The 26869-nt window shown below is 65.4% G+C and carries 27 protein-coding genes and 2 pseudogenes; 12 read left to right on the forward strand and 17 right to left on the reverse strand.

Annotation, left to right across the window (positions count from 1 at the left end; translation table 11 throughout):
- Positions 1-121 precede the first annotated feature (121 nt).
- The 5 genes from ACQKDV_RS08435 to ACQKDV_RS08455 form a co-directional block, all read right to left on the reverse strand.
- Complete coding sequence (locus ACQKDV_RS08435) at positions 122-838, reverse strand: DUF554 domain-containing protein (RefSeq protein ID WP_427783313.1); 717 nt, start codon at positions 836-838, stop codon at positions 122-124.
- The gene (locus ACQKDV_RS08440; protein ID WP_427783314.1) at positions 835-1434 is read right to left on the reverse strand and encodes a UbiX family flavin prenyltransferase; all 600 of its coding nucleotides are present in this window, start codon (positions 1432-1434) and stop codon (positions 835-837) included. The genes ACQKDV_RS08435 and ACQKDV_RS08440 overlap by 4 nt, the downstream gene beginning before the upstream one ends.
- A 12-nt stretch (positions 1435-1446) precedes the next feature.
- Positions 1447-2940 carry a UbiD family decarboxylase gene (locus tag ACQKDV_RS08445; protein WP_427783315.1) on the reverse strand — a complete coding sequence of 498 codons (1494 nt, stop codon included), beginning with the start codon at positions 2938-2940 and terminating at the stop codon, positions 1447-1449.
- Between the two features lie 238 nt (positions 2941-3178).
- Complete coding sequence (locus tag ACQKDV_RS08450; RefSeq protein WP_427783316.1) at positions 3179-4546, reverse strand: ATP-binding protein; 1368 nt, start codon at positions 4544-4546, stop codon at positions 3179-3181.
- A complete protein-coding gene (locus ACQKDV_RS08455; RefSeq protein ID WP_427783317.1) occupies positions 4543-5259 on the reverse strand; it encodes a response regulator transcription factor in 717 nt (238 codons plus the stop codon). The genes ACQKDV_RS08450 and ACQKDV_RS08455 overlap by 4 nt, the downstream gene beginning before the upstream one ends.
- 113 nt (positions 5260-5372) lie before the next feature.
- Between ACQKDV_RS08455 and idi the strand changes: the two genes are divergently transcribed.
- Positions 5373-5912, forward strand: a complete 540-nt coding sequence (gene idi, locus ACQKDV_RS08460; protein WP_427783318.1) for an isopentenyl-diphosphate Delta-isomerase — start codon at positions 5373-5375, stop codon at positions 5910-5912.
- 86 nt (positions 5913-5998) lie between these two features.
- Here idi and ACQKDV_RS08465 read toward each other — a convergent pair whose 3' ends face one another.
- A complete protein-coding gene (locus ACQKDV_RS08465; RefSeq protein WP_427783319.1) occupies positions 5999-7504 on the reverse strand; it encodes a YifB family Mg chelatase-like AAA ATPase in 1506 nt (501 codons plus the stop codon).
- A 286-nt stretch (positions 7505-7790) separates the two neighbouring features.
- Between ACQKDV_RS08465 and ACQKDV_RS08470 the strand changes: the two genes are divergently transcribed.
- The gene (locus tag ACQKDV_RS08470) at positions 7791-8312 is read left to right on the forward strand and encodes a hypothetical protein (RefSeq protein ID WP_427783320.1); all 522 of its coding nucleotides are present in this window, start codon (positions 7791-7793) and stop codon (positions 8310-8312) included.
- Here ACQKDV_RS08470 and ACQKDV_RS08475 read toward each other — a convergent pair.
- On the reverse strand, positions 8302-8517 hold the full coding sequence (locus ACQKDV_RS08475) for a hypothetical protein (RefSeq protein ID WP_427783321.1): 216 nt from the start codon (positions 8515-8517) through the stop codon (positions 8302-8304). The two genes, ACQKDV_RS08470 and ACQKDV_RS08475, sit on opposite strands and share 11 nt — an antisense overlap.
- A gap of 120 nt (positions 8518-8637) precedes the next feature.
- Positions 8638-8994, reverse strand: a pseudogene (locus ACQKDV_RS08480) (transposase); the annotation flags it as partial.
- A 593-nt stretch (positions 8995-9587) separates the two neighbouring features.
- Between ACQKDV_RS08480 and ACQKDV_RS08485 the strand changes: the two are divergent.
- The 3 genes from ACQKDV_RS08485 to ACQKDV_RS08495 all read left to right on the forward strand — a co-directional run bounded on the left by ACQKDV_RS08485 (position 9588) and on the right by ACQKDV_RS08495 (position 12051).
- Positions 9588-10886, forward strand: a complete 1299-nt coding sequence (locus tag ACQKDV_RS08485; RefSeq protein WP_427783336.1) for a radical SAM protein — start codon at positions 9588-9590, stop codon at positions 10884-10886.
- 31 nt (positions 10887-10917) lie between these two features.
- Positions 10918-11415, forward strand: coding sequence for a hypothetical protein (locus tag ACQKDV_RS08490; protein ID WP_427783322.1), 498 nt, complete (start codon positions 10918-10920; stop codon positions 11413-11415).
- Between the two features lie 228 nt (positions 11416-11643).
- Entirely contained in the window at positions 11644-12051 is a 408-nt protein-coding gene (locus ACQKDV_RS08495) for a hypothetical protein (RefSeq protein WP_427783323.1), read from the forward strand.
- A 40-nt stretch (positions 12052-12091) separates the two neighbouring features.
- Here ACQKDV_RS08495 and ubiK read toward each other — a convergent pair whose 3' ends face one another.
- Positions 12092-12343 (reverse strand): ubiquinone biosynthesis accessory factor UbiK, encoded by a 252-nt coding sequence (gene ubiK, locus ACQKDV_RS08500; RefSeq protein ID WP_427783324.1) that lies wholly within the window; start codon positions 12341-12343, stop codon positions 12092-12094.
- Between the two features lie 133 nt (positions 12344-12476).
- On the opposite strand from ubiK, the gene ACQKDV_RS08505 reads away from it, so the two are divergent.
- The gene (locus ACQKDV_RS08505; RefSeq protein ID WP_427783325.1) at positions 12477-12815 is read left to right on the forward strand and encodes a P-II family nitrogen regulator; all 339 of its coding nucleotides are present in this window, start codon (positions 12477-12479) and stop codon (positions 12813-12815) included.
- 176 nt (positions 12816-12991) lie between these two features.
- Here the strand turns inward: ACQKDV_RS08505 and ACQKDV_RS08510 are convergent, their stop codons facing one another.
- Positions 12992-13648 (reverse strand): RIO1 family regulatory kinase/ATPase, encoded by a 657-nt coding sequence (locus ACQKDV_RS08510; protein WP_427783326.1) that lies wholly within the window; start codon positions 13646-13648, stop codon positions 12992-12994.
- A gap of 441 nt (positions 13649-14089) precedes the next feature.
- Between ACQKDV_RS08510 and ACQKDV_RS08515 the strand changes: the two genes are divergently transcribed.
- Positions 14090-14995: an aspartyl/asparaginyl beta-hydroxylase domain-containing protein gene (locus ACQKDV_RS08515; protein ID WP_427783337.1), complete on the forward strand. Its 906-nt coding sequence runs from the start codon at positions 14090-14092 to the stop codon at positions 14993-14995.
- A 148-nt stretch (positions 14996-15143) separates the two neighbouring features.
- Here ACQKDV_RS08515 and speE read toward each other — a convergent pair whose 3' ends face one another.
- Positions 15144-15995, reverse strand: a complete 852-nt coding sequence (gene speE, locus ACQKDV_RS08520) for a polyamine aminopropyltransferase (RefSeq protein WP_427783327.1) — start codon at positions 15993-15995, stop codon at positions 15144-15146.
- 179 nt (positions 15996-16174) lie between these two features.
- Here speE and speA point away from each other — a divergent pair.
- Both speA and ACQKDV_RS08530 read left to right on the forward strand, forming a co-directional pair.
- Positions 16175-18061: pseudogene (gene speA, locus ACQKDV_RS08525) on the forward strand (arginine decarboxylase); the annotation flags it as partial.
- Positions 18062-18107: 46 nt separating this feature from the next.
- Positions 18108-18428, forward strand: a complete 321-nt coding sequence (locus ACQKDV_RS08530; RefSeq protein ID WP_427783338.1) for a DUF6122 family protein — start codon at positions 18108-18110, stop codon at positions 18426-18428.
- A gap of 54 nt (positions 18429-18482) precedes the next feature.
- Here the strand turns inward: ACQKDV_RS08530 and ACQKDV_RS08535 are convergent, their stop codons facing one another.
- The 3 genes from ACQKDV_RS08535 to ACQKDV_RS08545 are packed head-to-tail and all read right to left on the reverse strand — an operon-like array spanning position 18483 to position 20760.
- Positions 18483-19808 (reverse strand): sensor histidine kinase, encoded by a 1326-nt coding sequence (locus tag ACQKDV_RS08535; protein WP_427783328.1) that lies wholly within the window; start codon positions 19806-19808, stop codon positions 18483-18485.
- Positions 19805-20464 carry a response regulator transcription factor gene (locus tag ACQKDV_RS08540; protein WP_427783329.1) on the reverse strand — a complete coding sequence of 220 codons (660 nt, stop codon included), beginning with the start codon at positions 20462-20464 and terminating at the stop codon, positions 19805-19807. Before ACQKDV_RS08540 ends, ACQKDV_RS08535 begins: the two co-directional genes overlap by 4 nt.
- Complete coding sequence (locus ACQKDV_RS08545) at positions 20464-20760, reverse strand: PepSY domain-containing protein (protein ID WP_427783330.1); 297 nt, start codon at positions 20758-20760, stop codon at positions 20464-20466. Before ACQKDV_RS08545 ends, ACQKDV_RS08540 begins: the two co-directional genes overlap by 1 nt.
- 148 nt (positions 20761-20908) lie before the next feature.
- Here ACQKDV_RS08545 and ACQKDV_RS08550 point away from each other — a divergent pair, with 148 nt between their 5' ends.
- On the forward strand, positions 20909-21343 hold the full coding sequence (locus tag ACQKDV_RS08550) for a PepSY domain-containing protein (protein ID WP_427783331.1): 435 nt from the start codon (positions 20909-20911) through the stop codon (positions 21341-21343).
- 94 nt (positions 21344-21437) lie between these two features.
- Here the strand turns inward: ACQKDV_RS08550 and ACQKDV_RS08555 are convergent, their stop codons facing one another.
- From ACQKDV_RS08555 to ACQKDV_RS08565, 3 genes are all read right to left on the reverse strand, one after another.
- Positions 21438-21926 (reverse strand): hypothetical protein, encoded by a 489-nt coding sequence (locus tag ACQKDV_RS08555; protein WP_427783332.1) that lies wholly within the window; start codon positions 21924-21926, stop codon positions 21438-21440.
- Between the two features lie 148 nt (positions 21927-22074).
- Complete coding sequence (locus ACQKDV_RS08560) at positions 22075-23286, reverse strand: NAD(P)/FAD-dependent oxidoreductase (RefSeq protein ID WP_427783333.1); 1212 nt, start codon at positions 23284-23286, stop codon at positions 22075-22077.
- A gap of 15 nt (positions 23287-23301) precedes the next feature.
- The gene (locus tag ACQKDV_RS08565; protein WP_427783334.1) at positions 23302-23796 is read right to left on the reverse strand and encodes a lipocalin family protein; all 495 of its coding nucleotides are present in this window, start codon (positions 23794-23796) and stop codon (positions 23302-23304) included.
- A gap of 184 nt (positions 23797-23980) precedes the next feature.
- Between ACQKDV_RS08565 and ACQKDV_RS08570 the strand changes: the two genes are divergently transcribed.
- Both ACQKDV_RS08570 and ACQKDV_RS08575 read left to right on the forward strand, forming a co-directional pair.
- Entirely contained in the window at positions 23981-24229 is a 249-nt protein-coding gene (locus ACQKDV_RS08570; RefSeq protein WP_427783339.1) for a hypothetical protein, read from the forward strand.
- A gap of 178 nt (positions 24230-24407) precedes the next feature.
- A complete protein-coding gene (locus ACQKDV_RS08575; protein ID WP_427783335.1) occupies positions 24408-26804 on the forward strand; it encodes a DUF3772 domain-containing protein in 2397 nt (798 codons plus the stop codon).
- Positions 26805-26869: the final 65 nt, after the last annotated feature.

The raw sequence follows: 26869 nt of genomic DNA on the forward strand, positions 1-26869 counted from the left end.
CGTAGAACGCGTTTGCCGACCAGGGAATGTCGTCGTAGCTGGTGGCCAGCGAGAGCACGCTGTGGCTGTGCAGGAACTCGACCAGCAATTCGGGAAGCGGGGTCATGGCAGCACTCCGGACCTAGAAGACGTGCGACCAGAAGGCCGAGATCGGCATCGCCAGCAGCAGAGCAGGCAACATGTTGGCGACCGGGAAGATCTTGATGCCGCAGATGCGGAAGCCGGTCGCAAGCATCAGCAGGCCGCCCACCGCCGAGAAGTCGGCAATCATCTGCGGTGACGTCAGCGGCAGGATCAGCACCGCACCGAACGCCAGGCTCAACTGGATCAGCAGCTGTGGCACCGCGATGGTGGCTACCGCATAGCCCAGCGTGGTGGCGAAGATGGCAGCGGTGAACAGATCCAGGAACGACTTGGCGATCAGGATCGAGGCGTCGCCGGTCATGCCTTCGTTCATCGAACCAAAGATGCCGGTGCCGCTGGCGCAGAACAGCACCAGGATGGCCACGAACTTTTCAAGGAATTCGTCCTGCGACAGGCCGCCGGCCTTGGCCGGCACTACCTTCTCGACCAGGGCGCGGGCGAAGCTGCCCACCTTGCCGATGCCGCGCTCCAGGAATATCAGCTCACCGATGAGGGCGCCGAGTATGCCGGCCAGCACCATCACCGGCATGTGTGCGGCGCGGTTGATCAGGATCACGCCCATCGCCATCGAAGCGACACCGAAGGTGAGCGGCATTGCAACGCGCAGCCGGTCGGGCATGCGCTGGGCCAGTGCCGCGCCGGACAGGGCGCCTACCAGCACGGCGGCGCCGTTGATGTAGGGTCCAATGATCATGCGCGTTCTCCTTCTGCCAGCAGTGCCGGCAGGGTTTCACCCCAGCGCGGCAGCACGGGATGCTCCAGCCCGAGCAGGCCGATGGCGCGTGCCGCACTGTGCGCGATCATGTCCTCGATGGTCTGCGGGCCGGCATACAGCGAAGGCACTGGCGGGAACACGATGGCGCCGTACTCGGTCACTGTGGCCATGTTGCGGATGTGGCCCAGGTGCAGCGGCGTTTCACGGGTCATCAGTACCAGCCGGCGGCGCTCCTTCAGTACCACGTCCGCCGCGCGCGTCAGCAGGCTGTCGGTGACGCCGCTGGCAATGGCACCCAGCGTGCGCATCGAGCACGGCGCTACGATCATGCCCAGCGTGCGGAAGGAGCCGCTGGCGATCGCCGCTCCCACTGCGCCAGCCGGGTAGTGCACGTCAGCCAGCGCTTCAACCTGCTCGCGGTTGAAGGCGGTTTCATGCTGCCGGGTCAGGCCGGCTGCTTTGGACATCACCAGGTGGGTCTCCACGCCCAGCTCCCGAAGGAGCTGGAGCGCTTTGACGCCATACTGGAAGCCGGTGGCACCGCTGATGCCAACAATTACTCTGGGCTTCTGCATGACGATCTCCGCTTACTTGACGAAGCCGGGGATGAAGCGGCCCACGTCCACGTCCAGGAACTGCGAACGCTGGAAGTTGGCCTTCAGCTTGTAGGGCACCGTGCAGTCGAAGATCGCCTTGCAGGTGATGCCGTGGTCGCGGATGGATGGGCTGAATGCAGGGTCCTGCGACGGATCCAGTGGATGGCAGCGGACGCCCGGAATGAAGACCGTGCTGACATCGCCCTGGTAGCGGGTGGTCATTGCCCAGATCACATCGTTCATGTCGAACAGGTCCACGTCTTCGTCCACCAGGAACACGTGCTTGAGTTCGGAGAACGCGGCGAAGGCAAGCAGGGCGGCCTGGCGCTGGCGTCCTTCATCCTGGCCGCTGCGCTTCTTCACCTGCAGCACCGCCACGTACTTGCCGGTGCCCGGCGAAGGGCAGTGCACGTTCTGCACGAAGCCGGGCAGCGCACGTTCCACCAGTTGCAGGATGCTGGCTTCGGTGGGAATGCCGGCCATGTTGGTGTGTTCGTCGCTCGGGCCGATGCAGGTCTGCAGGATCGGGTTGCGGCGGTGGGTGATGGCCTTGACCTTGATCACCGGTACTTCCAGCTTCGCTTCGCCGGTGTAGCCGGGGAATTCGGGCATGGCCTTGCCGGTGTTGGTGTTCTGGTCCTCGCGTACGCGATAGTTCGGCACCAGCTCGCCTTCGATGACGATCTCGGCATTGGCGATGGCACGTGCACCCACGGCCACACCTTCGACCAGTTCCACTGCACGCCCACGCAGGCCACCGGCAATGGACAGTTCGTCAAAGCCCAGCGGGGTCGTCGGCGGTTCGAAGCAGGCGCCGATCTCGATGGCCGGGTCCACACCGATGCTGATGGTGATGGGCAGTGCGTTGCCGGCCTGCTCGGCCTTGATGCGGAACTGGTCCAGGTGGCGGCCGGGCACGAAGTACATCGAGATTTCATCCTTGCCCTGCACGCACAGGCGGTGGATGGTGACGTCGTGTTCGCCGGTTTCAGGGTCTGCGGCATAGCACATGCCCAGCGTGAAGTACGGGCCGGCATCTTCCGGGGTGTTCTTCGGCGCGGGCAGCAGCGTGCGCAGGTCGAAGCCAGGGTCGCTGGCCAGATGCACGACCTCCTGGCACACGGCCTTTTCGCGCGGAATGACGACCGGCGCGATGGCGTTGTCCACCGAATCGCGCAGCAGGAAGCCGAGCTTTTCCTTGGGGACGCCAAACATGCGGGCCACACGCTGGCGCGAGGCCAGCAGGCCGATCAGCACGCGCACATCCGGGTAGCCCTTGACGTTGTTGAACATCATGGCCGGGCCCACGCGGGTGGGCCGCTGCACGGTGCCACCGGCGCCGACATAGCGGTACACGCCGGACAGTTCGGCTTCCGGGTCGACCGGCGTGTCGGTCTCGATGTATTCGTTGTCGTACGTCTGCAGCAGCGCCAGGGCCGAGCGCAGGTCATGCACGTCGACGTTGCTGGGAAGGGTCTTGCTCATCAGGATGTCTCCGGTGGGGGTTCGGTGTGTCGATGCCGATACTCCGCCTCCCGGGGGGCTGATGCATTGATTTGAATCAGTTCAAGTCATTGATTTATAAGGATAAAAACAAAAAAGGCGTGCCATTCCCGCACGTGCTGCGGGTATGGAACGCCTTTCATGGGAATAGCGTAATGGGCGGTGCGCGGGAAACTATGGAAAAGTGTGGCGCGCCGCCACAACCGCGCGGCTGAGCCGATCAGCCAAGCGGCCGCTCATGCGATGAAGGCAGCAGGATGCGTGCCTGCAGGCCGCCTTCGGCACGGTTGCGCAGCACCAGATGGCCGCCATGGGCCTGTACGCAGTCACGCGCGATCGCCAGGCCCAGGCCGACGCTGCTTCCGGATTCGCGGTGGCGGGCTTCATCGAGCTGGAAGAACGGCTCGAACACCCGTTCCAGCATCTCTTCGGCGATGCCGGGGCCGTCGTCGGCGATATCGATGCACACGCCATCACTGCCCTGGTCGCGCAGTGCCACGCTGACATGCTGTCCGTGGCGCAGTGCGTTGACGATCAGGTTGTCCAGCGCACGCCGCAGTGCCAGCGGACGGCACCGGTAGTGCACTGGCTGGGGTGCATCCAGTGCTACTGCGTGGCCCATGCTGCGGTGGCGCTGGCATATATCGTCGAGCAGTGCTCCCAGTTCCACCGCTGCGCTGTCCTCGCTGCGTGCGTTGTGGGTGGCGAAGCGCAGCGTCTCGTTCACCATCTGCCGCACCTCTTCCAGCGTGCGCAGCAACTCGCTGCGCTGCTCGCTGTCGGGCAGCATCGCCGTCTGCAGTTCCAGGGCGGTCAACGGCGTGCGCAGGTCGTGGCTGATGGCCGCCAGCATGCGGGTGCGCTCGTCGACAAATCGCGTGGTGCGCTCGTGCATGTCATTGAACGCGCGCGCGATCTCACGTATTTCGTCAGGCCCCTGCAGCGACAGCGGATCAATGCGCTCGCCCCGGCTCATGCGCTCGGCGGCGTCGGTGAGCGCGGTGGTGGGGCGCAGAATGCGATTGACGAAAACGTACAGAAGAATCAGTACCGGCGGAATTCCCACCAGGAGCGAAAAGCGCAGCAACTGCCAGCTTTCCCGCCACAAGGACTGTACCGGCAGCGCCTGGCGGGTGTGCAGCCAGCGGCCGTCGCCCAGCGCAAGATTGATTTCCACGCATTCCAGCCCGGTGCCGGTCTGGTCCACGGCCGGGTCCAGCAGGCGCGTGGCGTTGTCGTCGCGGCAGGGCATGCGTACCGCCACCGTGGCATCAGGCAACCGCTGGCGCAGGTCCGCCGCCAGGGTCTGCTCACGTTCGGTAGCACCCACCGCACTGGGCCGGTGGTCGATCCAGAGCTGCGCCACGTTGTTGTTGAAGGCGGCCAGCCAGGCGTCGTCACCCGTAGGTTGGCGGTGCGCAAGGCGATACGCGGTGACAGTGCGCGAGAGGGCATGGTCGCGTGCGATCGGATGCAGCACGCCGGACCGCTGCCACAGCCCCAGCGTGCCGAACAGGTGGCCCAGCACGAAGCCGCCCAGCATCAGCAGCACCAGCTGGCCGCCCAGGCTGCGCGGCAGATACCTCACGGGGCGGGCTCGTGGTGGACAGTGGCAGCCAGCAGGTAGCCGTCGCCCCAGATGGTCTTCAACAGTGTCGGATGGCGCGGGTCGTCTTCCAGCTTACGGCGCAGGCGGCTGATCTGGCTGTCAATGCTGCGATCGAAGCTGACGTTGTCGCGGCGGCTGAGATCGAGCAGATCATCGCGGCTGAGCACCTGGTTGGGGCGCTCCAGGAACGCGCAGAGCAGGCGGAACTCCATGGTGCTCAGCGGAACCTCCACGCCCAGCGGGTCGAGCAGGTGCCGGTGCAGCAGATCCAGCGACCAGCCGGCGAAGCGCAACCGTCCGGCATGCGCACGCTGCACGTTGGTGGTGCTCGCAACGGTCCGGCGCAGCACGCTGCGGATGCGCGCCACCAGCTCGTCCACGCTGAAAGGCTTGGTCACGTAGTCGTCGGCCCCCTGGTCCAGCCCGGTGATACGGTCGGCGTGCTCGGCCCTGGCGGTCAGCATGATTACCGGCGTGCCGTAGTCCTGGCCGATGTGCCGGCACAGTGAAAGGCCGTCCTCGCCAGGCAGCATGCGGTCCAGCACCACCAGGTCGAAACGGTGCTCCAGCAGGCGGGCGCGGGTCTCCACTCCATCGCTGGCAGTAGTCACCTCGAAGCCCTGGCGGCGCAGGTAGGCGGCCAGCGGGTCGCGGATCGAACGGTGGTCATCGACAACCAGCAGGTGGGTCACATCGGGCGTGCATGCAGGGGGGGAGTGCCAACGGTAGCAAGGCCCCCGCCCCGGTGTCGCCACATTTCGCCACACCTGCCGGGGGGTTGCCCTGTTACGTTCGGCAAATGGACATGTCCGGCGCTGGCTGCATTGAACCTCCATTGATCGCTGTTTCGGCCAATGATGAGCCGCTCGGGCCCATTGGGAAGGCAGAGTGCCATGGCGGTGAGGGCATGCTTCACCGCGCATTTTCGCTGTTCCTGTTCAACCGGCAGGGGCAGGTCCTGCTGCAGCAGCGCAGCGCGCTCAAGCCGCTCTGGCCGGGCTACTGGGCCAACAGCTGCTGTTCGCACCCGCGATGGGGTGAAACCCTGGCGCAGGCCGTCATCCGCCGGGTACGTGAGGAACTGGGCGTCGTGCCGACCTCGCCATTGACCTGGCACTTCAGCTTCATCTACCACGCACGGTACCTGGATGTCGGCAGCGAACACGAGCTGTGCCACGTCTTCTCTGCCCTCCTGGACGGCCCTGACCTGATGGTCGATCCGAGCGAGATCAGTGCATATCGCTGGGTTGACCGGCACGCGCTGGATGCGCTGCTGCGTGATGAGCCGGACCTGTATTCGCCGTGGCTGAAGATCGAGTGGCCGCAGCTCAGAGAACGGCTTTAGCCACTGCGTCCTTGGCGCTTCAAGCAGCGCTGCATGATCCCGGCCACCCACACTGCTGCGCAGCGCGGCCACGGTTGGCATGGCCCTCAGCCTGCCACCTTCCCCCGATCCAGCTGCCGGTACCCGATCGCCTCCGCCAGGTGCCTCGTCCCAATCCCCTCGCACCCCTCCAGATCGGCAATCGTCCTGGCCACCCGCAGAATCCGGTGCATCGCCCGCGCCGAGAGCTGCAGCCGCTCGATCGCCTGTTCCAGCAGATCCTGATCACCCTCGCTCAACCGCGTACACGCCCGCAGCGCCACCGGTGGCAGATGCGCGTTCAATCCACCCCGCGCCCGCTGCCGTGCATGCGCCGCCTCCACCCGCGCCCGCACCACGGCACTGGGCTCTCCCAGTGGCGTGCTCTCCCGCAGCTCCACCGCATCCATCCGGGCCACGCTGATGTGCAGGTCGATCCGGTCCAGCAGTGGCCCTGATACCCGAGCACGGTAGCGGATGATGCGCTCATTGGTACACAGGCAGCGGTTGCTGCGGTCCCCCGCCCACCCACACGGGCAGGGGTTCATCGCCGCCACCAGCTGGAAGCGCGCTGGGTACTGCACGCTGCGCGCGGCACGCGCAATGCGGATGTGCCCGGATTCCAACGGCTCACGCAGCGTCTCCAAGGCGCTTCGATTCCATTCCGGAAGTTCGTCCAGGAACAGCACGCCGTGGTGCGCCAGGGAAATCTCGCCGGGGCAGGGTGGATTTCCGCCACCCACCAGCGCCGCCGCGCTTGCACTGTGGTGCGGCGCTCTGAAGGGGCGCTGCCGCCAGCGCTGCGGGTCCAGCCCTTCGCCACTCACTGACGCAATCGCGGCCAACTGAAGTGCCTCGCTCTCCCCGATGCCCGGCAGCAGGCCGGGCAGGCGCGAGGCCAGCAGCGTCTTGCCGCAGCCCGGGCTGCCGATCAGCAGCAGATGGTGGCTTCCAGCTGCGGCTACTTCCAACGCGCGCCGTGCATGCGCCTGCCCGCGCACATCGGCCAGATCAGGCAGTGGCAGCGGCGTGGCATCCACGCGCTCCACCGGCGGCAGCAGGCGCGGGTTGCCCAGGCCTGCGCAGCATTCCAGCAGGGTCCGGGCCACACGCACGTCGGCGTGCTCAGCCAATGCGGCCTCGGCGGCGTTGCCCGGAGGCACCACCAGGATGCGCCCGGCCTCAGCGGCGGCAATCGCGGCCGGCAGCGCGCCGCACACTGGCCTGAGTTCACCGGTCAGGCCCAGCTCGCCCAGAAACTCGTAACCCAGCAGCGACTGCGGTTCGATCTGGCTGCTGGCGGCGAGGATGCCCAGCGCAATGGCCAGATCGTAGCGGCCGCCTTCCTTGGGCAGGTCGGCCGGGGCCAGGTTCAGAGTAATGCGCCGCTGCGGGAAATCGAAACGCGCGCACAGCAGGGCGGCACGCACGCGCTCGCGCGATTCGCGCACGCTGGCTTCGGCCAAGCCGACAATCTGGGTGACCGGCAGGCCGCCGGACAGATGCACTTCCACCCGCACCAGCGGGGCATCGACCCCGGCGCGGGCACGGCTGTAGACCAGCGCCAGGCTCATAAGTGGTTTCCTGCGGAGGGCGCTTGATGGTGCGGCAGCAGCGCGGCCGGCCGCCATCAGGCTTTGCAGGGAATGCGGCTAGGGAGACCGGCCAGCTGGCAATCAGAACCACGCGCGGCTGCCTGCATCCTCGCAATGCCATTATCCTTTCAGCGATTGATGTGCGTAGGTTCTTTCACTCCCCTTTTCTCTTGAAACCGATAGGCCCCATGAAGACCCGTACCCCCTGCTTGTTGCGCGCGCGCTGCTGACGTCGGAGGTTTCTTCCCACGCTGCGGCCCCCGCCGTGGACTATGTCTCCAAGGCATTCCGCGATGGCTATTTCGTTCCGCGCGTCTACGATGGGAGCAAGATCATCCAGCGTTACGGTGCGGGTGACAAAACCTTTGCCATGGGCCAGATCCAGCGCCGCTACGCTGATCCCGCCACGGGCCTGGAAGTGATGGTGATCGCCAATGCCGATGGCGGCGCCGAACACCGCACCGTTGATGTGATCCGCGTGTCGTCCATCACCACCGGCGCTGTGCCGTCGGGCAAGACCGAAAGCCTGCGTGGGGTGACGCTGAAAGGTATTGCCATCGGCGACCCGGCCGCCAAGGCCCTGGCTGAAGCCTGTAAAGAGGGTGAAGCGGAAGCCGAGCGGCTGAAGCTGAGTTCTGTCGCCGTTGAATGCGTGTGCAAGTACGCCGAAGACCTGTTGAACCTCTGCTACTACACCAGGGATGGGAAGGTGGTGGCGATGGACGTGGGTGTGAGCGACTGTGGCACGTGCCATGGCCTGGCGGTGCGGTACCTGCTCACAGCTTGATTGGATGATTCCAGTAGCAGACTGCCATCGCCGGCCCATAACGCGCGACCAGCGCATCTACTGCCTCCTGGCTGCGTGGGCCGTCGTTGCTGGCCACGGGTGCGCCAATACCGGCCAATACCGCATCAGAGAGCTGGATCAGCGTGATCGTTCGGTCGGTAGGGCAATGCCGCATGACGATCAGATTGGGCTGGTTTAGGGACACCCTGATCAATCCTCGCTGAGTCGTGGGTTTTCAGCGCCGGAGTCATCCGCGGCCATCAGACGCAGCGGATGGCCATGTTTTCCGCGTTCGAAGTGCCCTTGCGGGCACCTCGAGGCGGAGTTACCCCTGTGTCGGCAACAGCTGCCGGCGCACCATCCACAGGTTGGGCAGCGCGAACAAGGTGAGCACCTGTGCGGTGTTCTTGGCCAGGCCGTGATAGCGCACCTTGGTGTAGCCGAACTGCCGCTTGATCACCTGGAACGGATGCTCGACCTTCGCGCGCAGACTGGTCTTGCAGCGCTCCCAGCGCTCAACCTGTTCACGCTCACGCGCGCTGCCAATGGCCTTGACCTTCGAGCGCTTGGCGGCGATGAAAAACGTGGCGCTGCAGTCGGACAGCTCAGTGCGCTTGTCCGCGCCGGTGTAGCCGCTGTCGCCGAACACGCAGTCTTCCTTGCCGTACAGCAGCTCATGGGTGGCTCCTCAACACGTGCCGCCATTGTCTATCAAGCTGCCGGCCAGCGGCCGGCACTACCGGGGAATTGTTCAGAGCATCCCTAAGGGCTCGCCTGGTGCTACTGCAGTAGCCAACGATGGCCATTGAGGGGCTCTAAGCCCTCTATACAGGTCCGGATCAAGATGATTCGCCCCAGACGTAATTCGCTACTCGCAATCGACGCCCGCTTTCGGCCAGAAGCGGACTGTGGCCGATCTGGCCTGCTGGTCATCTTCGGCTCAGTGCCTGCGGTGCTCGTGATTTCTACTTCACCGACGTTCGGAATCAAGAGCAACGAACCCCCAAGCTAGCCGGCCAGATACTCGTCCCTCGCCAAGTGACGCAAGTGCGATAGAACCCTCGCGCAGCGGCAGGCTCAACAAAGGCTGGAGCGTTGAGCGGAGCTCGGCAGTGGGTTGCCGGCACCTGAATGCCTGTGCTAGAAGTTGAATAGTGGCAGTCAGCAGTAGCGACGGAGCGATGGTCTGATCTCGCTCCGAAATGGATCTTCGCTTTCTGAAAAGGAGGTTGTGCCGTGTCTGTGGATGAGCATCTTGCTCCTCGTACAATCACGATGATCACGACGTATGGCTGCACTGCGGAATGCCGACAGTGCTGCTTCGAGTCGAGCCCCCGCGTGAAAGGGCGCCTGTCCCTTGAAGAGATGACTAAGTCAATCTCTGATGCGAAGCACAATTTTCCTTCTCTGCTGGTTGCTGTTTTCAGCGGTGGAGAAGCCACTATGCTCAAGGCTGACCTTACCGCCGCCATTGCACATGCGACCAAGGAGGGTCTTTCGACACGGATCGTTAGTAACGGATCGTGGGGCAAAACAATGGCAAGCGCCCGCAAGAAAGTAGCCGAACTGGCTGGCGCAGGACTCAAGGAACTGAATCAGCAGTGGGTTCCTGCCAGGAGCATCATGCATTGCGCAGTTGCTGCTGCTGAGCATGGCGCACAGGGGGCCGCACGCTTCATGTTGCCCATCTCCAGGGCCGGCGTTCCAGTTGAAGGCTGGCTGGAGTACTCAAGGTTCAGTGCCTTGATTGAGGATCTGCTGAAGGATCGGGCTGCCAGTACGGCGTTCAACCAGGATCCTGCTGGCTATCTGAAGAGTCGAGGCATGGACGGCTCGGAGCTGGTCAAGGGTGATGCAAACGTTGCGCTGTTGATTGCAATGTCCCAGCCTGAGGTTAAGCAGGCGGTATTGGACAAGGACTACAGGGCGGTTATCTCCTATCTGCAGGCAGCTGGCACGTTCTCGCCAGTGTCTACTGATGCCCTGACGCAGAGAGTTGGCCACGTCATCCAACACAACCGGGATGCGATCACCAGCGGCCTCAAGTTGGCTCCAGGCACCAAACTGGATCTCAAGACCTACAAGGAATTGCTCGCAAGTTCCACCGGTGGCGCCACGCCTTTGGATGCAGCTGCCTTAGCTGCCATCGGAGACAACAACGACGCCTCGCTGATTCTCGGTGCTTTCGCTCTTGTCGTTGCTGCCGTCGGTGCTGCTGTGGGTGTGCACTCAGTCGTGGTTGCCTTCACTTGGTTGGCAATCGTATCCAGCGTGACGGTTGAAGGTGACGGCGACGAGGATGAAAAGAGTCGCTCTGCGCGAGCATATGGCGGCCTGCTGCAGAGCTCAGATCCTGGCGCCCAACAGAACATCGAGGTTGCCGGCCGACTTGCTCAACTCACTGGCTCACCTCGCGTCTTCGAGTTGACCAAGGATGAGCTGGCCAAGGCAGAGCTGGGCGCGTTCTTCGCAGCGATGAAAGAGCATAGATTGCTGGACTACGATGAGGCAGAGCTCCCAGATCTCGTAGAAGCTACGCTTGGGTTCACCGAGAAATCGGTTGGAATTAGCTAGGAGGAATGGACGTATGCAATGCACCATTCCCGTGTCTCTGTTCAACCGCGGCATGCTCTTTCAAGAGCTTGCCCCGGCGGCGATCCTCTTCATCTGTGCCGTAGGCCTTGCATTCTATGGCGGCTTGGAGCCCAGAAAGAAGCTGATTGCTATCGTCATCCTCTGCGTTGTCGCAAGCGCGACCTCGGCCTCTACAGCGATGCTGGCACTGCGTTCGAAGATCGTCATCAACGGCGCCACTGCTACCTTGCATGCGGGCTTCTGGAAGGCCGAGTTGCCCGCGGCCCAGTTAGCGCATGTGCGTCCAACCGACCAAATTGGTGATTCGCTAAGGAAGCGCAAGAATGGTATGAGCTCGCGCGGTGTCAACGCCGGCTGGTTCGAGGATCCGAACGGCAAGCGCGTGTTCGCTTTGTCCGCTGGGCGTACCCCCGTTCTCCTAACCACCAGCAGCGGTATCAGCCTGGTTCTGGACCAGTCGACAGCCGATGAGATTGCTCAGTGTGGTCGCAGTGAATCCAGTCGCTAGCGAGCACGATAGTGATACGGCGGAGCGTGGACGCCCCGCGGCCACCAGTGATGAGGTTCGTGTCACAGAGCGGAGTGCTTACGGCACGGAGGCGGTTGTTGCTAAAGGCCTTGGGATCAACATCAGCAAGGATGAACAGGCCAAGGAGGGGGCTGTTGCAAACTGGGAAGCGTGTCAGCCCAAGACCGAGAAGGATAAATGACTATGAAATCAGCGTCATTAGTGCCCATGCTGGGCCTGCTGCTATCTGCATGTGCCAGTGGGGGGGCGACAACCGTAAAAGACGATCCTCATGATGAAGTGCTGTGTGCCATCGCCAAGAATCCCGGCGAATATGATCGGGACGAGGTCGTGTTGTCAGCTCGATATGTAACGGATAACCGCCACGAAGAGGTACTGCGCACCTCCCGCTGCAGCGATGGCGCACGGATCCTCGATATCGGCAAGCATGGGGCCGCCAGTTCGGTCGCACGTTTTTACGCCGAACAGAAGCGCATATGCCTGGAGCGTAACAGTCCTGGCCTGTGCAATATCTCTGCCAGCGTGCGGGTGTCCGGGCGGATTCGGCTGACGCAGGATCGTGCCGTGTTCGATCTCGAGGACGTAAGGCACTTCGCGTTTGACGATGAGCGGTAGTCTGCTTTTCGCCTCGCTGTCTGGCGAGAGTGGCGTCAACTCAATCTGATGTCGAGCGCCCTTCCAGCTCAAGCACGGTCGCTTCCAGCGCATCCAGTTTCTCGCGCGTCTTCAACAGCACCGCACGCTGCACTTCAAATTCCTCGCGCGTCACCAGGTCCAGCTTGGCCAGGCCGGCCTGCAGCGCGGTCTTGAAGGTGGCTTGCAGTTCCTCACGCGACTCGCGCAGGCCTGGCGGGACCAGGTCGCTCAGGCGGCGGGCAAGGTCATCGAGGTGATTCAGGTCGATCATGAGGTACTCCGTGGCCCGGCAGGCCGTTCTGCGCACAAGGATACTGCCGCCCCGCGCCCACGCACAGGCGGCGGTGGTTTCACGCCGGCCGCGTTCAGGCGCTATCCTCCACGCCGAATACAGGAGATCGACGATGAAGATGGTCATGGCGGTGATCAAGCCGTTCAAGCTCGATGATGTGCGCGAAGCGCTGGCCGAGCGTGGGGTTACCGGTATTACGGTGACGGAAGTGAAGGGCTTCGGTCGCCAGAAGGGCCATACCGAGCTGTACCGCGGCGCCGAATACGTGGTCGACTTCCTGCCGAAGGTGAAGCTGGAAGTGGCGGTGACCAACGACCAGGTGGAACTGGTGGTGGAAGCGATCGTGAAGGCGGCGGGCACCGGCAAGATTGGCGACGGCAAGGTGTTCGTCTACGACCTGGGCAGCGTGGTACGTATTCGTACCGGAGAGCTGGACGCGGACGCGCTGTAAGCGCGCCGACGAGCGTGGGAACACGATGGGGTAGAGTCGACCGTTGGTCGACCACCGCGCGAAGCGCGGGTATTCCATGCGCGGGGCGGCGGGTAGAGTCGACCGTTGGTCGACTGTCGCGCGAAGCGCGGGGATTTCGGCCGCGCATGGTAACGGCAGTCGACCAACGGTCGACTCTACCGCTTGGCCCACTTGTAGAACCGCTTCCATCCCTGGCGCACGGCGGCCACCCAACCCGGGTCGGCTACCAGCGCAGCCTGCGCGGCGCTCGGCGCCTGGCCGGTCACGCGCTGGCGGATCTTCAGCAGGTTCTTCATGTCGCTGCGGCGCAGCTGGCGGCTGATCGGGTTGCGGCGCAGCCAGCGCGGGGCGCGCCAGGCCGAGGTGAAGTCCAGCAGCACTGGCACGCCACCGCTCACCACCACGTTGGTGCCGTGCAGGTCGTTGTGGGTGATGCCGGCCGCGTGCAGGCGGCTGAGGGCGTGCTGCAGCTGGTCAAACACTTCATTGCCCACAGCCTGCGCCGTGCTCAGCGTCTGGCCGGGGATGAATTCCATGCCAAGGGCGAGGCCACCGAGGGTGCCGAGCAGGGCCGGGGCATGCTTCCAGCCGCCCAGACGCTGCAGGATGCGCGCTTCGCGGCGCACCATCAGGCGGGCGATCAGTGAAACCGGGGTGCCGCGGTAGCGGGAATAGTCCTTCACCACTGCCGGAAGGCCGTCCAGGCAGGTGCGGTAGACATCGGGGGCAAGGAAGCGGTCGCCGCGCTTGAGCAGCAGCGGTGCCACGGCATCATCGCCGCAGGACGGGGAGGAGGAAACAGAGGACGTCATGGCAGGGTCTCGGACGACCCGGTGGGTGGCGCTGGAGCGTCAAGCGAACCGGTACGACTGGGGGGGGAGCTAAATTTTCGTTAAGCCAATTTTAGTACCGGCAAGTTTGCTAATCCATGGTTTGTCGGAGAAATGTCGGGGTCGTGGCTGGAACAGTTCGTCACGCCTGATCGGACAATTCCGTCTCACTTTATAAAAAAACATTGAAAATCAAGCGGCTGTATTCGCGCCAGGTGCTCCCTGCAACGGCGTGCTGCCTCTGACGCACGTCCAGCTTGACCCCGAAGCATCGGCTGCCGACCATAAGCTGTTAAACCGCGACATCGGCGGCCGCCCCCCCACCCGGCACGTCACCGTCCCCTGCCGCGTCCCACCTGGTGCAGGCCGCGCGGCCGCATCGCCCGTTTCCCTGTCCGGCACCTGCTGGAGGAAAGTGTTTTGATCATCAAGATTGTCCTGGCAGCGCTGTTCGTGGCCTGCGTGCTGTACATCCATTACCGCGGCAAGGTCCGCGCACGCTGGTCGCGCCAGTTGCTGGACCACTCCAGTTTCATGGCCCCGATCAACGTCATCATGTACCTGTTCTCGAAGGTGCCCACCACCCCGTTCCTGGACCCGGGCAAGGAGTTCCCGCAACTGGAACCGCTGCGCCAGAACTGGCAGGTGATCCGCGACGAGGCGCTGGCCCTGCGCGATGCGCAGAAGATTGCGGCCTCCAGCAGCTACAACGATGCCGGCTTCAATTCGTTCTTCCGCCGTGGCTGGAAGCGCTTCTACCTGAAGTGGTATGGCCCGTCGCACCCGTCGGCCAAGGCCATGTGCCCGAAGACCGTGGCGCTGATCGAATCGATTCCCGATGTGCGGGCGGCGATGTTCGCGCAGCTGCCGCCAGGCAGCGAACTGCGCCCGCACCGCGATCCGTTCGCCGGTTCGCTGCGCCTGCACCTGGGCCTGAGCACACCCAACGACGAAGGCTGCTACATCGTGGTGGACGGGGTGAAGAAAAGCTGGCGCGATGGCGAGTGGATGATGTTCGACGAGACCTACATCCACCACGCGCACAACCAAACCGACCAGGACCGCGTGATCCTGTTCTGCGATATCGCCCGCCCGCTGCGCTTTGGCCTGCCGGGGCTGTTCAACCGCGCGGTGGCGGCCACGCTGCTGGCCGGTGGTGCATCGCCGAACCTGCCGGGTGACCCGACCGGGGGCGTCAACAAGGCCTTCGGCGGCCTGTACAAGGTACGCCTGAAGGCCAAGGCCCTGCGCGAGCGCAGCGTGGTGGCCTACCAGCTGATCAAGTGGGGCTTGGTGGTGGCGGTGATTGCGGGTATCTGGGCGATCTGATTGAACGGTCGCCGGGCCCGCGCGGTCCGTTGTAGAGCCGAGCCCGTGCTCGGCCGCACTTCGCGCAGAAGCAGCCGAGCATGGGCTCGGCTCTACAGAAAGCAAAAAACCCGCGCTGGCGACAGCGCGGGTTTTTCTTTATTTCTCTTTACTTCAACGCCGCCTGCACGAACGGCGGGGTCACCAGCACGCCGGTGTGCAGCGCGGCGGTGTAGTACAGGGTGTTGAAGCTCTTGGCTGCCGAGTCAGCCTGGCGGAAGTCGAAACCGCTCTCGCCCTTGCGCGCCATGGTCACGCTCCACCAGCCGGTGGGGTAGCACGGCTGCGGGAACGGCAGGGTCTTGAACGAACCGAAGCCGGCCTTGCCCATTTCGGCGCGCATCTCGTTGATCAGCTCCAGCTGCATCAGCGGCGATTCGGACAGCTGCACCAGGATGCCGTCGTCCTTGAGGGCCTTGAAGCAGCTCTCGTAGAACGCCTTGTTGAACAGGCCTTCACCCGGGCCGACCGGGTCGGTCGAGTCCACGATCACCACGTCCACGCTGCCGGCCGGGCAGTTGGCCATGTAGGCCACGCCGTCGTCGAACAGCAGCTCGGCGCGGGCGTCATCGTTGGAATCGCACAGTTCCGGGAAGTGCTTGCGCGCCATCACGGTGACCTGCTCGTCGATATCACACTGGGTCACGCTCTCCACGCCGGTGTGCTTGAGCACTTCGCGCAGGGTCCCGCAGTCGCCGCCGCCGATGATGACCACGCGCTTGGGGGCGGCGTGGGTGAACAGCACTGGATGGCTGATCATCTCGTGGTAGAAGAAGTTGTCCTTGCTGGTCAGCATGATGGCCCCGTCGATGGTCATCAGGTTGCCCCAGTCGGTGGTCTGGAAGATCTCGATCTTCTGGAACGGCGACTGCACCTCGTCCAGCTTGCCGGTGATGCGGTAGCCGATGGCCGAGCCGGTGCGTTCGAAGTGTTCGATGTACCAGTTGTTGCTGTCAGTCATGGAAGTAAGGTCCTGTTCGGAGGGGATGGAGCCGGGCTGACGGCGGGGTGCCTCGCTTCCGGACGGATCGGCCCGTTCAGGTTCAGGCCTGTCACGGGCGCGGGCGCGCATGATAACGAACCTGTGGGCATATAGGCGTTATCATGCCCCCCCTTTTATTACCAACAAGGCCGACTGCAATGACCGATTGGTCCCTCGACCAAGCCCGCAAGACCTACTCGATCCCGCATTGGGCGGATGGTTATTTCGATGTGGATCAGGCTGGGCACATGGTGGTGAGACCGACCGGGGCAGACGGCCCGGTGGTGTCGCTGCCCAAGGTGGTGGACGCGGCACGTGCCGGCGGCGCCAAGCTGCCGCTGCTGGTGCGCTTCCCGGACATTCTCGGCCAGCGCCTGGGCAAGCTGCAGGCGGCCTTCGCCCAGGCCCAGCAGGACTGGGACTACCCGGGTGGCTACACCGCCGTGTACCCGATCAAGGTGAACCAGCACCGCGGCGTGGCCGGCACCCTGGCCAGCCACCACGGTGAAGGCTTCGGCCTGGAAGCGGGCAGCAAGCCTGAGCTGATGGCCGTGCTGGCGCTGTCGCGCCCGGGCGGCCTGATCGTCTGCAACGGCTACAAGGATCGCGAGTACATCCGCCTGGCCCTGATCGGCCGCAAGCTGGGCCTGCAGACCTTCATCGTCATCGAGAAGCCCTCCGAGCTGAAGCTGGTGCTGGAAGAGTCCAAGGCGCTGGACGTGAAGCCGGGCCTGGGCGTGCGCATGCGCCTGGCCTCGCTGGGTGCCGGCAAGTGGCAGAACAGCGGCGGCGACAAGGCCAAGTTCGGCCTGTCGCCGCGCCAGCTGCTGGACCTGTGGAAGTCGCTGCGCGATACCGAGTACGCCGACTGCCTGAGCCTGCTGCATTTCCACATGGGTTCGCAGATCTCCAACGTGCGCGACATCGCCAACGGCATGCGCGAAGCCACCCGCTATTTCGTCGAGCTGTCACAGCTGGGCGCGAAGATCACCCACGTGGACGTGGGTGGTGGCCTGGGTGTGGATTATGAAGGCACCCGTTCGCGCAGCTTCTGCTCGATCAACTACGGGCTCAACGCGTATGCCAGCAACATCGTGCAGCCGCTGGCCAACGCCTGCGAAGCGCACGGCCTGACCCCGCCGCGCATCGTCACCGAGTGCGGCCGCGCGATGACCGCGCACCACGCGGTGCTGATCGCCAACGTCTCGGAAGTGGAGCAGGCGCAGGAAGGCCGCGTGCCGGACCAGCACGATGACGAGCCTGCGGCGATCCGCCACCTGCGTGAGATCCACGAGGAACTGGACACGCGCCCGGCGGTGGAACTGTTCCAGGAAGCGCAGCACTTCCACGCCGAAGGCCTGGCCAGCTATGCGCTGGGCCAGATCGACCTGCCGCAGCGTGCGCGCATCGACGATCTGTTCTATGCCATTGCCCACGGCGTGCGTGCGCGCCTGAGCTACGACGAAAAGAGCCACCGCCCGGCGCTGGACGAACTGAATGAGCGCCTGGTCGACAAGTATTTCGTCAACTTCAGCGTGTTCGAATCGATTCCGGATGCGTGGGCCATCGACCAGGTGTTCCCGATCGTGCCGATCGAACGCCTGAACGAGACCCCGGACCGCCGCGGCATCATTGCCGACATGACCTGCGATTCGGACGGCATGGTGAAGACCTATGTCGAGAACGAGAGCCTGGACACGTCGCTGCCGCTGCACGCGATCAAGCATGGCGAAAGCTACCGCATCGGCTTCTTCATGGTGGGCGCCTACCAGGAAATCCTGGGCGACATCCACAACCTGTTCGGCGATACCGATGCCGTGGAAGTGGTGGCCGATGCCGATGGCTACGCCATCACCCAGCAGCGCCGCGGTGATACCACCGACGTGATGCTGGATTACGTGGGCTACAAGCTGGACGACCTGCGCGCGGCCTATGCCCAGCGCGTGGCTGCGGCCGAGCTGTCGCCGGAACGTGCGCAGGCGCTGTCGGAGGCGCTGGAAGCCGGCCTGACCGGTTACACCTACCTGTCCGACGAACCGCTGGTGTGTTGTTCATGGGAACGCCGGGCATGGCCCGGCGCTGCCTGCCCTGATGGGCGCGCGCGCGATCTTCCACCTGTTCCTGCATGCCGCCGTGCCAGCCCTGCTGGCATGGCTGTTCTGGCGCAAGCGTTTTGCCTCTGCCTGGCTGTTGCTGCTGCTGGGTTGGATCATCGACCTGGACCACCTGCTGGCCGACCCGATCTACGCGCCCAACCGCTGCAGCATCGGCTTCCATCCGCTGCATACCGCGCCGGCGATTGCCGTGTATGCGGGGATGTGCGTGCCGAAGAAGACCCGGCTGGTGGGTATTGGCTTGATGATCCACATCGTGCTGGACGCCATCGACTGCTGGTGGATGCACCACCGCTGACGACGAACTGAAATGCCTGGCGAAGGGGGTAGAGTCGACGCCAACCCACCAAGGTTACCCCGCCGCTGCCGGCAACCAAACCGTTGCCCGCAACCCCGGCTGCGCGTTCTCCAGCGCCAGTCGCCCGCCGTAACTGGCGGCGATATCCCCCACAATCGCCAGGCCCAGTCCGCTGCTGCCTTCGCGCTCATCCAGGCGCACGCCACGACGGGTGACCTGTGCCAGGGCCTCGGGGGCCAGCCCCGGGCCGTCGTCGCGCACATCCACGCGCAGTTGCCCTTCGTCACTTGTCGCGCTGATCGTCACCTGCTGCCGTGCCCACCTGCCGGCGTTGTCCAGCAGGTTGCCCAGCATTTCCTCCAGGTCCGCACGGGCGCCGGCAAACTGCAGCGCCGGGTCGATGCCTTCGACCGCGAACCCAACACCGCGCTCGCCATGCACGCGGGCCATCAGCCCGCACAGGGCCTGTGCGACGGTAGCCACACCGGCACGCTGGCGATGGTCGGCTGCCAAGCCCGCCGCCAGATACCGGTCGATGCTGGCCTGCATGCGCGCGCCCTGTTCACGCAGGGCGGTACGCCACTGCGTGCCTGCACCATCGGCCTCGGCGGCCAGCACGCTCAGCGGTGTTTTCAGTGCATGGGCCAGGTCTTCGGCGCTTGTGCGTGCACGTGCCACCATGCGTTGCTGGTGCTCCAGCAGGGCGTTGAGTTCCTCACCCAATGGCACGATCTCGCTGCCCAATCCGTTGGTATCGATGCGCTGTGCCTGCCCGCGCCGCACGCGTTCCAGTTGCGTGGCCAGTCGCCGCAGCGGGCGCAGGCCGAACTGCACCTGGGTCGCCAGTACCGCCAGCCATACCGCCACCAGCACGCCCAGCGCAAGCGCGCTGCGCTGTCGGAACGCAGCGACATCGGCATCCAGGGCGCTGCGGTCGGTGGCCACCGTCACCAGATAGGTCTCGCTGGCACGCGGCAGCCGTACCTCCTGCACGCGCGCGCGCAGCGCCTGCTGCAGCGGGCCGGGCAGGTTGCGGCTCGCCCCACCGGCGCCCGTGGCCGGCAGGGTTTCATCCCACAGCGAGCGCGACTGCAGCAGCACCTGGCCGTGGCCGTTGGCGATCTGCCAGTACGCACCGGAAAACACCCGCTGGAAGCGCGCATCATTTGGTTCCTGGCGCAGTTGCAACTGGCCCTCGGGTGCGGTTTCCATCTGCGCGACCAGGGTCAGCAGATCCTGCTGCAGCTCGTGGTCCAGGCGGTCGCGCGCGCTGCGCTTGAACAGTTCGCCCAGCAGCGCGCTGGCCAGAAGCGAAACCACCAGCAGACCGAGACCACCGGCCAGCAGCAGGCGGCGGCGCAGCGAAGGTTGTCCGCTCACGGCGCGGCCAGCCGCCAGCCCTGGCCCCGCACGGTCTGGATCAGGTTGCTGCCGAGCTTGCGGCGCACGCGCCCGAGCAGCACGTCCAGCGCGTTCGAATCCGGGTCCAGGCCACCCTCGAACACCTGTTCGCCCAGGCGGTCGCGGCCGATCACCTGGCCGCTGTGATGGATGAAGCAGCTGAGCAGGCGGAATTCCTGCGGGCTGAGCGCCAGCGCCTGGCCCTCCAGTTCGAAGCGACCGGCGTTGACGTCCAGCTGCAGCGGTCCGCAGTGCAGGCGCGGGCTGGCATGGCCGTGGCTGCGGCGGATGAGCGCGCGCAGGCGCAGCACCAGTTCGTCGGCCTGGAAGGGTTTGGTGAGGTAATCATCGGCGCCGGCATCGAAGCCGGCCAGCTTGTCGTGCCAGCGCCCGCGCGCGGTCAGCACCAGCACCGGAAAACTGCGGCCGTTGCTGCGCCAGCGCTCGATCACGCTGAGGCCATCCAGCCCGGGCAGTCCAAGGTCGATGATGGCGGCCTGCAGATCCTCGATCTGGCCGATCTCTTCAGCCTGGCGGCCATCGGCCACGGTCTGCACCACGTAGCCAGCCTGTTCCAGCAGCGGCTGCAGGCGCTGCGCCAGCGCCAGATCGTCCTCGGCCAGCAGGATGCGCATCAGTCGTCCTGCTCCGTCTTCAGCAGCCTGCCGTTGCGCGCATCATAGTCCAGTTCCACCACGGCGCCGTCGGCGCGCAGGATCTCTACCTCGTACACGCCATCGTCCAGTTCCACTTCCAGCAACTGGCCGGGGTAGCGCTTGAGCGCGTCGCGCACGACGCCTTCCAGTGCGACGTAGCGGCCCTGCTGCACCGCGCGGCGCGCCACCTGCTGTTCCGGGTCCTGGCTGGGCCCGGCGGCAGTTGGCGCGCTGGCCAAGGCCAGCAGCAGGGGCAGGGCAGGAAAGGCGTTCACGGGTTGATTCGATGGAGGGGGGGAGGGAGATGGCGCGAGTGTGCCAGTGCTGGCTAACCATCGACTAACAGGGGCGGCTAAGGGCCTGTTAGTCGGCATGGGCAAGCTGATGTTGCCGGGATGGACCGGCCCCAACAGGAGACCCCCCATGCTGAAGTCCCTCGCCTTGGCCACCGTGGCCGCACTCGCCCTGGCCCCCGCCGCACAGGCTGCCCCGCTGGGCATCGCCCAAGTGGAACAGACCCTGCGCAAGGCCGGCTACACCCGGATTCACGAGATCGAGCGCGATGACGGTCTGTGGGAGGCCGACGTAAGCCGCGCCGATGGCCGTTTCAGTGAGGTCTACGTGGACCCCAGGACCGCTGAAATCTTCGATGAGCACAATGGCCGCGCACTGCTGGACACCGAGCAGGTGCTGGCCAAGGCGCAGGCACAGGGCCTGCGCGAGATCCATTCGCTGGAACGCGATGGTGCGACCTGGTCGCTGGAAGCGCGCAATGCCCGCAACCAGAAGGTGGAAGTGCGCCTGAGCGGCTATGACGGCCGCATCCTGCACAGCGAACGGGATGGCTGGCTGGATTGACCGGGCGAACGCTTTGGCAGGTGTGGATCTTGGTCGGCAGAGCGTGTCGACCAAGGTCGACACCTGCCAGGTCATTGGCGGCCGGGGGCCGGGCTTACCAGCCGTACGGCGGCGGGTAATCCCAGTAGCCCGGGCCACCGCCGTAGTAGCCACCGCCGTAGGGGCCGAAGAAGCCCGGCCCCTTGCCTTCACTGACGTGGATGTTGAGGTTGACCCCGCGGGTCTTGCCTTCATCGGTGGTGTAGTTCTTGCTGAGGTTGAGCGTGGCCGCGTTGTAGTGGCTGTTGCCGTAGCCCTTGGAATAGCCGATGCCGGTGGTGAAGCTGCCGGACACCTTGACCTTGTCATCGGTTACGTCGGCGATCTTCGCGTCGCCATGCACGCGCGGGCCGCTCTTGTCACCGTAATAGGTGCCGGGCGGGTCCTGCTGCACGGTGGGGTCGTTCAGATAGCGCATGGGGCCCTGCGGCACGGACAGGTCCAGGCCGTCGGCCTGCGGCGCGGTAGCGCCCGCGGCGGACTGGGCCAGGGCTGGCCCGGGCAGGCAGGACAGGCAGAGCAGCAGGGGCAGGGGGCGGATCATCACGACGCTCCAGCAGGCAGGGACCGCGGCAAGCGCGGCCGAACAAGCCGACGCTAACAGGCGCTGCTTGAATGATGCCTGTCGCCGGCCGGTAGCGTCGAGCCTGCCGACCAGAACGGAAGGCAAAGGAAGTCGAGCAAGCTCGACGCTACGACATCCGCTCGAACCCGAACAGCGGCTGCAGCGGATGCCGCCGCCGCTCGATCCGTGCCCGCAGCAGCCCGGCACCGATCATCGAGTAGGTGATGCCGTTGCCGCCGTAGGCCATTGCCAGGTGCACGCGCGGCCCCCACTGCGGGTGCGGGCCGAAGAACGGCAGGCCGTCGGCGGTCTCGGCGAAGGTGCCGGCCCAGGAAAAGGCCGGGGTCGGGTCCAGGTGCGGGAACCACCGATGCAGCTGCTTCATCAGCTGCTTTGCCTTGCTCTGCACCCGACGGTCGCGGCGCGCCGGGATGTCGATGGCATCGTCCAGCCCGCCCACCAGCAGCCGGCCCTCGCCGGTGGCACGCAGGTACAGGTACGGGCGTGCACTTTCCCACACCATCGTGCGCTGCAGCGGGCCCAGCACCCCGGCATCGATGGGGTCGGTGATGAAGGCGTAGCTGCTGCGGTTGCGTGCCACCTGCGGGTCGATCCAGCGTTGGTTGGCGTAGCCCATCGCGAGCACGACGTGGCGGGCGCGGATGGTCGCCCCGGCCTCGGTGTGGGCGGTGACGCCGCGCACGGTGGGGTCCAGGCTGTGCAGTACCGTGCGGTCATGCACATGGCCGCCGCGGCGGTGCACACGCCTGAGCAGGCCATAGGTGAGGCAGTAGGGATCGACCCGCGCGGCCTGGCGGGTCAGCAGCGCGCCACCCGCGTCCACACTGAAGCGCTGCTGCAGGTCGCCCGGCTGCAGCCAGCGGGCGTCCAGTCCTGCCTGACGGCGTGCGGCGCCCTCGGCCATCAGCACCGGCACGTCGCGATGGCGGCTGGCCAGATAGAGGCTGTCCATGCGCTGGAAATCGACGTTTTCCAGCCCGCGCGCCACCTCGCCCAGGGCCGGGATGGCCTCGGCGCAGGCGCGGTAGGCCCGTTCGGCGGCGTCGGCACCGTACTGGCGGGCCAGGTCCAGCAGGTGGGTGTCGATCTCGTACTGCAGCAGCGCGGTGCTGGCGGCAGTACTGCCCCAGCCGATGTCGCGCTGCTCGATCAGTGCCACCTCGTGGCCATGGGCGGACAGTTCACCAGCAATCAGCGCGCCGGTGACACCGCCGCCCACCACCAGCACATCGCAGCGCAGATCCTGCTGCAGTGGTGGGAAGGCCTGGATCAGCCCATTGCTCACGGCCCACCACGGGTAACCGCTCTTCAGGTCCATTGGGCTACCTATCGATCAGGCAGTGGGGCGGCCGGTGTGGGGAGTGTGGATCAGTTCGGACAGATCGAAGCCCTGCAGGCGCGCCGCTGCCAGATAATGTTCCTGCACGGTGGTGTCCAGCTTCGGCTCCCGCGCCAGCAGCCACAGGTACTTGCGATCCGGGCTGCCGACCAGGGCGACGCTGTAATCGGGGGCGACCTGGATGACCCAGTAGTCACCTTTGGCGAAGGGAAGCCAGCGCAGGCCCTTGGGCAGGAAGCTGACCTCCAGCCGGGCGACATCGTTGTCCACCGCGCACGCCTCGCCGGTGGCTTCCTCGACCTCGCCGTCCATGCGGCATCGGTTGGTGACGCCCACGTTGCCGTTGTCCAGCAACTGGTAGTGGGCCGACACATCGGTGCAGCCTTCCGGTTCGTGGCGCATGGGCAGGCGTGCGATTTCGAACCAGGTGCCCAGGTAGCGGGGCAGCTTGAGATCGGCGACGGTCTTCAGCGGCGGGTGGTCGGTCATGGACAGGCGCGTTGGGAATGGATCCCCACGATGCCGCCGGGCCTGCCACGGGCAGGTGAAGCCAGGGCGAGGAAGGTGTACAGGACAATGCGTCGCCGGCGCGGCATGCCCGCAGTGACCGGTGCGGCGCTATCCTTGCGCCAGCGCCGCGCGTTTTACCCATACCCGTGAAGTGGAGGTGCCGATGTTCCAGGTGATCCTGTTGAAGAGTGAATCCGTGTTTGCCCGCGAGCAGTGGCCGCAGGTGGACGATGTGGTCGATTACGAGGGCGTCAGCTACAGCCTGCGCGCCGGCCCGCGGCAGCCATTGCCGACCGACCACGACTGGCATCCCATCGCGGTGTACGCGCCGGATGAGATCAGCGAAGAGGAATTCCAGGACTGGTACGCGCTGCAGCAGCCACAGGTGGAAGAACTGCGGTTGAAGTACTGACGGCCGGGTAGAGTCGACCGTTGGTCGACTGCCTTTGGCGTAGCGCCGGACATCACGTCAGTCGAGCACGCTCGACGCGACGCGGGAATGACCAGCTGTGTCGTATAGTCGCGCGCAGGCGCGGTGGTCCGCGCGAACCGGTGTGGCTGGCTTGTTTTCCTTTTCCAGAACGATTCTGATGCGTGGTTCATCGCTGGCGCTGCTGTTGTGCGGGGCACTGCTGCTGGCTTGGCCGGTGCTGGCCCAGGATGACGACCCGACGCCGAAGCAGCAGCTGGCGAAGATCGATTCCAGCCTGAAGGAAGTCGAGCGCAAGCGCGACGCCGCCGATGCCACCGAGACGCTGGCGATGCTGTCCGAAGCCGCCTCGCAGGCGCGCCGCGAGGCTGAGGCACTGGAAAAAGCGCTGCAGCCGCAGAAGGACCAGCTGGAAGAACAGTTGACCCAGCTGGGCGCGGTGCAGGAGGGCGCTACCGAGCTGCCCGAGCTGGCAACACAACGGCGCAACCTTACCCGCCAGCGCGACGCACTGGCCTCGTCCATCGCCCAGGCCAAGGCCAGTGCCGTGCGCGCCGGTCAGCTGGCCGGCGACATTGACAAGCAGCGCACCGCGCAGCGCACCGAGGAACTGGGCCAGAAGGTCGATTCGCCGCTGTCGCCGTCGTTGTGGCGCAAGGTGGCCGACCAGCTGCCGGTGGATATCGCCCGGGTCACTCCGCTGGCCGCGCAGGGCCGCGATGCGCTGGCCGCCGCGCTGCGCAAGGAAGGCTGGGGTACACCGCTGCTGGGCCTGCTGGCCGGCCTCACCATGATGTTCCCGCTGCGCCTTTGGCTGCGTGCGTTGGGCCGGCGGTTCGCGGCCTCCGACCGCGCACCCGATGGACGCCTGCGCCGCTCCGGCCTGGCCATGTGGCTGCTGCTGGTTGGTACGCTGCTGCCGGGCTACGCGGTGGTGGTGTTCATCGCCTCGCTCAACGCCATCGGTGGCATCGCCCCGCGCCTGCAGACCGTGGCCGAGGGCGTGCAGCAGGCCACCTTCGCCGCAGCCTTCATCGCCGCGCTCAGTGCCTGCCTGCTGGTACCCACGCGGCCCTCGTGGCGCCTGTTGAACCTGGATGACACCGCCGCGCTGAAGCTGCGCAAGTACGCCTGGGGCGCGGCGGCACTGGCCTGGCTGAGCACGGTGCTGCTGGCCATCGATCGCGCCACGCGTACCAGCGACGTCACCACGGTGGCGCTGGACGGCGTGATCGCGCTGACCTACCTCGGCCTGATCATGGCGATGCTGGTGACCCTGGCACGCCTGCACCGGCGGCAGACGGCCGAAGCCGAAGCCAAGCTGGAGGCGCAGGCCGACGGCATGGGCGCGGCGGTGCCGGTGCGGCGCAGCAGCTGGCTGGTGCTGGCGCGGGTGGCGGGCAACATCGCGGTCACCGCTGCCATCATCGCCACCCTGCTGGGCTACGTGAACTTCGCCAAGTTCGTGAACCAGCAGCTGATCGGCGGCAGCATCGTGGTGATGGCGGCGATGCTGCTGTTCAAGTTCGTGGATGACCTCTGCACTTGGCTGCTCAACGCCGACAGCAAGGTCGGCCAGACCATCCTGCTGAGTACCGGCCTGAGCGTGTCGCGGCTGGAGCAGGCCGGTGTGCTGCTGTCGGCGATGCTGCGCACGCTGGTGGTGCTGATCGCGCTGCTCGCGCTGGCCGCTCCGTTCGGCAACGTCGGCACCATCGTCGAGCGCATCGCCTCGCTGGCCAACGGCATCCAGATCAACAAGGATCTGACGCTGCAGCCTGGGCGCATCCTGACCGGCGTGCTGGTGCTGCTGGTCGGCGTGGGCCTGACGCAGCTGCTGCAGCGCTGGCTGACCGACACCTACCTGCCCAAGACCGAGCTGGACCTGGGCGCGCGCAATTCGATCAGCACCATCGCCGGTTACGTCGGCATCATCCTGGTGGGCCTGTGGGCGCTGACCGCGATGGGCCTGGACATGAAGAACCTGGCGCTGCTGGCCAGCGCCTTGTCGGTGGGTATTGGTTTTGGCCTGCAGGCGATCATCCAGAACTTCGTTTCCGGCCTGATCCTGCTGGCCGAGCGCCCCGTAAAGATTGGTGACTGGGTGAAGCTGGGTGACCAGGAAGGCGACATCCGCCGCATCAACGTGCGCTCGACCGAGATCCAGGTGGGCGACAAGTCGACGTTGATCGTGCCGAATTCGGAGCTGATCACCAAGACCATCCGCAACATGACGATGGGCAACAACCAGGGCCGCATCCAGATCCAGTTCGCGGTGCCGACCAGCACCGATGTGGCGGGCCTGCGGCAGGCGCTGCTGGATGCCTATGGTGCGCACCAGGCGGTGCTGAAGCAGCCGGCACCGTCGGTGTACATCGACAGCATTGCCGGTGGCCAGATCACGTTCAACAGCTTTGCCTACGTGTCCAGCCCGCGGCAGGTGTATGGCACGCGCAGCGATCTGTACTTCAGCCTGCTGCAGATCCTGGCCGAGCGGGGCATCCCGCTGTCGACCCCGACGGACATCCACCTGGTGCGCGATACCCCGCCGGAGTAAGGGCGGGGTACTTTGCAGGGCTTGCAGCCCTGCACCTGCGGTAGTGCCGGCCGCTGGCCGGCAAC

The sequence above is a fragment of the Stenotrophomonas sp. NPDC077659 genome, from assembly GCF_050268705.1.
In the GTDB taxonomy this organism is placed as follows: domain Bacteria; phylum Pseudomonadota; class Gammaproteobacteria; order Xanthomonadales; family Xanthomonadaceae; genus Stenotrophomonas.

Bases quoted from the DNA above. Each gene is read 5' to 3' on its own strand.
- ACQKDV_RS08485 (WP_427783336.1), top strand. From the start codon at position 9,588: ATGATCACGACGTATGGCTGCACTGCGGAATGCCGACAGTGCTGCTTC.
- idi (WP_427783318.1), top strand. From the start codon at position 5,373: ATGTCCGGCGCTGGCTGCATTGAACCTCCATTGATCGCTGTTTCGGCC.
- ACQKDV_RS08465 (WP_427783319.1), bottom strand. From the start codon at position 7,504: ATGAGCCTGGCGCTGGTCTACAGCCGTGCCCGCGCCGGGGTCGATGCC.
- speE (WP_427783327.1), bottom strand. From the start codon at position 15,995: ATGACTGACAGCAACAACTGGTACATCGAACACTTCGAACGCACCGGC.
- ubiK (WP_427783324.1), bottom strand. From the start codon at position 12,343: ATGATCGACCTGAATCACCTCGATGACCTTGCCCGCCGCCTGAGCGAC.
- ACQKDV_RS08530 (WP_427783338.1), top strand. From the start codon at position 18,108: ATGGGCGCGCGCGCGATCTTCCACCTGTTCCTGCATGCCGCCGTGCCA.
- ACQKDV_RS08575 (WP_427783335.1), top strand. From the start codon at position 24,408: ATGCGTGGTTCATCGCTGGCGCTGCTGTTGTGCGGGGCACTGCTGCTG.
- ACQKDV_RS08445 (WP_427783315.1), bottom strand. From the start codon at position 2,940: ATGAGCAAGACCCTTCCCAGCAACGTCGACGTGCATGACCTGCGCTCG.
- ACQKDV_RS08555 (WP_427783332.1), bottom strand. From the start codon at position 21,926: ATGATCCGCCCCCTGCCCCTGCTGCTCTGCCTGTCCTGCCTGCCCGGG.
- ACQKDV_RS08570 (WP_427783339.1), top strand. From the start codon at position 23,981: ATGTTCCAGGTGATCCTGTTGAAGAGTGAATCCGTGTTTGCCCGCGAG.
- ACQKDV_RS08510 (WP_427783326.1), bottom strand. From the start codon at position 13,648: ATGACGTCCTCTGTTTCCTCCTCCCCGTCCTGCGGCGATGATGCCGTG.
- ACQKDV_RS08540 (WP_427783329.1), bottom strand. From the start codon at position 20,464: ATGCGCATCCTGCTGGCCGAGGACGATCTGGCGCTGGCGCAGCGCCTG.
- ACQKDV_RS08505 (WP_427783325.1), top strand. From the start codon at position 12,477: ATGAAGATGGTCATGGCGGTGATCAAGCCGTTCAAGCTCGATGATGTG.
- ACQKDV_RS08560 (WP_427783333.1), bottom strand. From the start codon at position 23,286: ATGGACCTGAAGAGCGGTTACCCGTGGTGGGCCGTGAGCAATGGGCTG.
- ACQKDV_RS08495 (WP_427783323.1), top strand. From the start codon at position 11,644: ATGCTGGGCCTGCTGCTATCTGCATGTGCCAGTGGGGGGGCGACAACC.
- ACQKDV_RS08550 (WP_427783331.1), top strand. From the start codon at position 20,909: ATGCTGAAGTCCCTCGCCTTGGCCACCGTGGCCGCACTCGCCCTGGCC.
- ACQKDV_RS08435 (WP_427783313.1), bottom strand. From the start codon at position 838: ATGATCATTGGACCCTACATCAACGGCGCCGCCGTGCTGGTAGGCGCC.
- ACQKDV_RS08565 (WP_427783334.1), bottom strand. From the start codon at position 23,796: ATGACCGACCACCCGCCGCTGAAGACCGTCGCCGATCTCAAGCTGCCC.
- ACQKDV_RS08440 (WP_427783314.1), bottom strand. From the start codon at position 1,434: ATGCAGAAGCCCAGAGTAATTGTTGGCATCAGCGGTGCCACCGGCTTC.